Origin of the sequence: Rhodococcus sp. TAF43 (assembly GCF_052113525.1) — a bacterium.
Taxonomy (GTDB): Bacteria; Actinomycetota; Actinomycetes; order Mycobacteriales; family Mycobacteriaceae; genus Prescottella.
In genome coordinates this window covers 1-1,598 of the sequence record NZ_JBFRDL010000117.1, presented here as the reverse complement: position 1 = coordinate 1,598, position 1,598 = coordinate 1, and the positions used below count along the sequence as shown (strand labels likewise).

Sequence of the window (1,598 nt, the reverse complement as noted above, 5' to 3'; positions counted from 1 at the left end):
TTCCCGGGCTGAGTGTGGGGAGTTGGTGCCGGTGTCGGGTGGGTCGGGGGTGTCGGGGCGGGTGTTGGTGGAGTTGTTGTCGGCGTGGGTGGTTCGGGATCCGGGTGCGGTTGCGGTGGTGTGTGGGGGTCGGGGGTGGACGTATGGGGAGTTGGATGAGCGGTCGAGTCGGTTGGCGCGGTTGTTGATCGGTCGGGGTGTGGGTCCGGAGTCGTGTGTGGCGGTGGCGGTGGCGCGGTCGTTCGAGTCGGTGTCGGCGGTGTGGGCGGTGGCGAAGTCGGGGGCGGCTTTCGTGCCGGTGGATCCGTTGTATCCGGCTGGTCGGATTGGGCGCATGTTGTCGGATTCTGCTGTGGTGGTTGGGGTTACGGTGGCTGAGTGGCGAGATCGGTTGCCTGGGTCGGTGGGGTGGGTGGTGCTCGATGATCCGGTGGTCGAGGTGGAGTTGGCGGGGTTGTCGTCTGGGCCGGTGAGTGACGGGGAGCGGACGGCGTGCCTGGGTATCGATCATGCGGCGTATGTGATTTATACGTCGGGGTCGACGGGGGTGCCGAAGGGTGTGGTGGTGACGCATCGGGGGTTGGCGAATCTGTTGGCGGAGCAGGGGGTTCGGTTCGGGTTGGGTCCGGGTGCGCGGGTGTTGCATGTTGCGTCGCCGAGTTTCGACGCGGCGGTGCTCGAGCAGTTGTGGGCGTTCGGGTTCGGTGGGCGGTTGGTGGTGGTGTCGCCGGCGGTGGTCGGTGGTGCCGATTTGGCGGGGATTCTGCGGCGGGAGAGGGTGACTCATGCTGCGTTGACGCCGACGCTGTTGGGGACGGTGGATCCGGTGGGGCTCGACGATCTCGGGACCGTTGTGGTCGGTGGTGAGCGGTGTCCGCCGGAGTTGGTGGCGCGGTGGGCGGCCGGTCGGCGGATGTTCAACACTTACGGTCCGGCGGAGGCGACGATCCAGTCGAATGCCAGTGTGTGCATGACGGTTGCGGGTGGGGTGACGATCGGTGGTCCGATTCGGGGTGTCGGGGAGTGTGTGCTCGACGGTTGGTTGCGGCCGGTGCCGGTGGGGGTGGTCGGGGAGTTGTATCTGGCGGGTTCGGCTCTGGCGCGTGGTTATCGAAACCGGGCGGGATTGACGGCGGCGCGGTTCGTTGCGGATCCGTTCGAGGGTTCGGGTCGGCGGATGTATCGGACGGGGGATCTGGTGCGGTGGTTGCGGTTGCCCGGTGGGGGTCTGACGCTCGATTACGTCGGTCGCGCGGATCTGCAGGTGAAGGTTCGTGGTTTCCGGGTGGAGTTGGGTGAGGTCGAGTCGGTTCTGTCGGCGTGTGTGGGGGTGGCGCGTGCGGTGGCGGTGGTGCGTGGGGACGATGGTGCCGGTGATCGGTTGGTCGGGTATGTGGTGCCCGGGGTGGGTGTGGATCTGGATGTGCGTGAGGTTCTTGCGTTTGCGGGGGAGCGGTTGGCTCCGCACATGGTTCCGGCGGCGGTGGTGGTGGTCGAGGCCGTGCCGCTGACGCCGAATGGCAAGCTTGATCGTGCGGCTTTGCCGGCGCCGGATTTTGCTGYGGGCCGAGCAGAGTACCGGAGAGTACCGGGCACCG

1 protein-coding gene is annotated in these 1,598 nt (G+C 67.3%); it reads left to right on the top strand.

All coding sequences use genetic code 11. From position 1 onward, the window contains the following. Positions 1–25 precede the first annotated feature (25 nt). The coding region (locus AB4Z09_RS29040; RefSeq protein WP_442241387.1) for an amino acid adenylation domain-containing protein at positions 26–1,598 on the top strand (1,573 nt) is incomplete at its 3' end.